This window comes from Ideonella sp. B508-1, assembly GCF_000333615.1.
Classification (GTDB): domain Bacteria; phylum Pseudomonadota; class Gammaproteobacteria; order Burkholderiales; family Burkholderiaceae_C; genus Ideonella.
Genome location: NZ_BADL01000512.1, coordinates 1 through 3,640 on the forward strand (window position 1 = coordinate 1; position 3,640 = coordinate 3,640).

The 3,640-nt window shown below is 70.4% G+C and carries 4 protein-coding genes; all 4 read right to left on the reverse strand.

Going from position 1 to position 3,640, the window contains the following annotated elements:
• On the reverse strand, positions 1–1,430 hold a 1,430-nt coding region (gene gshA / locus I73_RS20205; protein WP_022982281.1), incomplete at its 3' end, for a glutamate--cysteine ligase.
• A 108-nt stretch (positions 1,431–1,538) separates the two neighbouring features.
• A complete protein-coding gene (locus I73_RS29405; RefSeq protein WP_022982282.1) occupies positions 1,539–2,288 on the reverse strand; it encodes a GntR family transcriptional regulator in 750 nt (249 codons plus the stop codon).
• 1 nt (position 2,289) lies between these two features.
• The gene (locus I73_RS34490; RefSeq protein ID WP_083876942.1) at positions 2,290–2,424 is read right to left on the reverse strand and encodes a helix-turn-helix domain-containing protein; all 135 of its coding nucleotides are present in this window, start codon (positions 2,422–2,424) and stop codon (positions 2,290–2,292) included.
• A gap of 60 nt (positions 2,425–2,484) precedes the next feature.
• Positions 2,485–3,640, reverse strand: a 1,156-nt coding sequence (locus tag I73_RS20215) for a TRAP transporter large permease (protein WP_022982283.1), incomplete at its 5' end; no start/stop codon positions are given.

The following is a 3,640-nucleotide window of genomic DNA, read 5'->3' on the forward strand; positions in this document are numbered from 1 at the left end:
CGGGCCTGCTCGGCCAGGGATTCCTGGGCCATGCGGGTCCAGCGGTCCTGGGCGGCCGGGTCCAGCTTGCGGCCCTGGAAGGCCTGCCAGACGGCGTCCGAGCGCTGGCGCACGAAGTCCACGTACTCGATGCCGTTCTGCTGCAGCGTGGCCACCACCCGGGCCGAGGGCGTGAGCGCCGGATCGGCCAGGCGCTGGCGCGCCTCGGTCAAGGCCGTCTGGTGGCCGCTGCCCAGCGGCGAGCTGTCCAGGTAGCGGGCGATGGGCTCGAGCTCGGCCAGCAGCTCGGCCGCCCAGTCGGTCAGCAGCACCGTCTGGTCTCCGCGTTCCAGCAGCAGGCCGGGCTCGCGGCCGCGGGCCGCGGTGCGGTGCAGGTTGAGCACCATGGCGCCCAGTTCCTCGGGCGTGTCCTCCGGGCTGTCGCTCAGCGCGCAGTGCAGCAGGAAGATGTCCAGGAAGCGCGAGGTCAGGGCGTTGATGCCCAGCGGCTCGAAGGGGTCGAGGTCCATGCAGCGCACCTCGACGTATTCCACGCCGCGCTCGCGCAGCGCATGCAGCGGCCGCTCGCCCGAGCGGATGACGCGCTTGGGGCGGATGGTGCCGTAGAACTCGTTCTCGATCTGCAGCAGCGTGGTGCCCAGCTGCAGGTACTCGCCGTGGTCATCGCGGATGCCCATGGCCTCGTAGGCCGGATAGGGGCGGGTGAGCGCCTCCTGCAGCGAGGCAGCGTAGCTGTCCAGGCAGTTGTAGCTCACCCGCAGGCTGGCCTGCGCGTCGCTCTGGTAGCCCAGCCGGCCCATGCGCAGCGAGGTGGCGTGCGGCAGGAACAGGCTGTGGCGGCCGAGCTTCTGCAGGCCGTGCGGGCGGCCGGCCACGAAGCCCTCGTCCACCGCCGGCGAGGCGCCGAAGAGGTAGAGCAGCAGGAAGGAGTGGCGGCGGAAATTGCGGATCAGCGCGAAGTACTCGGCACTGCTCAGGCCGGGCAGCGACCAGTTGTAGTGGATGCCGGAGATGGTCTGCATGCGCCGGCCGTAGCGGTGGCTCAGGCCCATGCGGTAGACCGTCTTGGCCTGCGCGATGTTGGAGGTGCCATAGTGGGCCACCGGGATCTGCTCGTCGGGCGGCAGGTGACAGGGCATGCTCGAGACCCACAGCCGCTCCTCGCCGATGGCCTGGTAGGTGAGCTGGTGCAGGCTGTCGAGTTCGGCCAGGCAGGCCAGGGCGGTGGGGTGGGCGCCGGTCACCAGCTCGACCTGCGATTCGCTGAAGTCGGTGGTGATGAAGGGATGGGTCAGGGCCGAGCCCAGCAGCGGCGGATGCGGCGTGAGCGCCAGCGAGCCGTCAGGCAGGCTGCGCAGGCTCTCCTTCTCGATGCCGCGGCGCAGGCCAGCCAGGCGTTCGGGGGTGAGCTCGTTCAGTCGGATGGGCATGCGGTGGGCGCTTCTTGTTGTCGAATGGGCGTGATTGGACGCCAATTTCGAGACGCCTGCATGGCAGCGTCCCAGTGCCCCTGCGCCGTCTCGGGGCGGTGCAGCAGCTTACGCCGTCTGCCCCTGGGGCAGGGTGAGCAGCGTCAAGGGGTCGTCGCGCACCGCCTGGCGCAGCAGATCGCAGGTCAGCTGGATGTGGGCTTCCAGGGCCAGGGCTGCGCGGGCCTCCTGTCGGGCGATGGCGGCCTGAAAGATGTCGGTGTGCTCGCGGTGCACGTCCCGGTGCCGCGGGGCCTGGGCGCCCAGCCGGATGGCGACGTGGCGGTAGCGCTCGGCCTGGCGGTACAGAATGCTCAGCAGGTACTTGGTCCAGGGCGAGCGGTGGGCCGCGATCAGGGCCTCGTGAAAGCCCTTGTTGGCCTGCTCCCATTCCAGGGGTTCCAGGCCGCCGCGGCGCTGCTCGGCCTGGCTGAGCTGCTCGAAGGCCGCCCGCAGCTGGGCATCCCAGGCGTCATCGCCATGGCGGATGGACTGGCGCAGCGCATCGGTTTCCAGCATCACGCGGGTGGCGGTGATGTCCTCCAGATCGGCCAGCGAGATGGGCGTGACGCGAAAGCCCCGCTGCCCCTCGGCCACCACCAGGGCGTCGGACAGCAGCAGGGCCAGGGCCTCGCGCAGGGTGCCGGCGCCCACCTCGTAGTGGTCCTTCAGGTGTTCCACCCGCAGCCGGGCGCCGGGCGCCAGGGTGCCGCTGACGATGTCCTGGCGCAGCGCCAGGTAGGCCCGCTCCACCAGGGTGCGCGGGGGCTGGCTGTCGCTGCTCAGGCGGTGGGCGGGAAAGCGGTCGGCGGGCAGCATCTCAGGATTCCTCGGCCGGAGCGGGGGCTTCGCCGGACTGGCGGCGCTTGAGCCGGTAGGCCAGCTGGGGCCGGGTCATCTGCAGCAGCCGCGCCGCGCCGGAGAGGTTGCCCTGGCTGCGGCCCGCTCCCGCAATTCAGTGTTGTGGTTGTCAGACATGGAAGCCCTTCGGCAGGAAAGATGAAGGAAGCCCGGCTCAGCCCAGCAGGCCGATCGAGAACCAGGGGACAAAGGCGACCAGCAGCAGCCCGAGCAGCAGCACGCCCAGGTAAGGCCAGATGGTGCGCAGGGCCGCATCGGGGTGGACGCGGCCGATGGTGCAGGCCGCGTAATAGCCCAGGCCGAAGGGCGGCGCGAACAGGCCCACGCCCATGGACAGGATGATCACCATGGCGTAGTGCACTTCGTGCACGCCCACCGCCCGTGCCACGGGGAACAGCAGCGGGGCGAACAACACCATCGCCGGAATGCCCTCCAGCACGCTGCCCAGCACGGTGAAGCAGACGATGGAGATCAGCAGAAAGCCCACCTTGCCGCCCGGCACGGCCGACATCATGGCGGCCAGGCCGTGCGAGAAGCCCGACTGGGTCAGGGCCCAGGACATGCTGGTGGCCGTGCCGATGATGAACAGGATGGCCCCCGACAGCGCCGCCGTGTCCACCAGCATCGGATAGAGCCGGCGCCAGTCGAAGCGGCGGTAGATCAGCAGCCCTGCGCAGACGGCGTAGGCAATGCCGATGGTGGACACCTCGGTGGCGGTGGCCACGCCCTCGACCACGGCCGTGCGGATGAGCACCGGCAGCAACAGGGCCGGCAGCGCCACGATCAGCGTGCGCCCCACCACCCGCAGCGGCGCGCGCTTCAAGCCCTGGACCACCTCGGCGCTGCGCAGCCGCGCCATCACGGCCAGCAGCAGAGCCAGCACCACCCCGGGCAGGATGCCGCCGGTGAACAGCGCCGCGATCGACACCCCGGCCACCGAGCCGATGGTGATCAGCACCAGCGAGGGCGGAATGGTCTCGGCCATGGCGCCGGAGGCGGCCAGCAGCGCGATCAGCTCACCTTCGTCGTTGCCCCGCCGCTTCATCTCCGGCAGCAGCACCGGGGCCACCGCGGCCATGTCGGCCGTCTTGGCACCGGAGATGCCCGACACCAGCAGCATGGCCCCCAGCAGCACATAGTTCAGGCCACCGCGCACATGGCCCAGCAGCGAAGCCAGGAAGTCCACCATCGCCTTGGCCATGCCGGTCATCTCGACCAGGTGGCCCAGCAGGATGAACAGCGGCACCGCCAGCAGGATCAGTGAGCTCATGCCCTCGTCCATGCGGACGCTGACCACCGCCAGAAGCGTG

Coding starts and splice junctions, on each gene's coding strand:
- I73_RS29405 (WP_022982282.1), bottom strand. CDS start 2,288: ATGCTGCCCGCCGACCGCTTTCCCGCCCACCGCCTGAGCAGCGACAGC.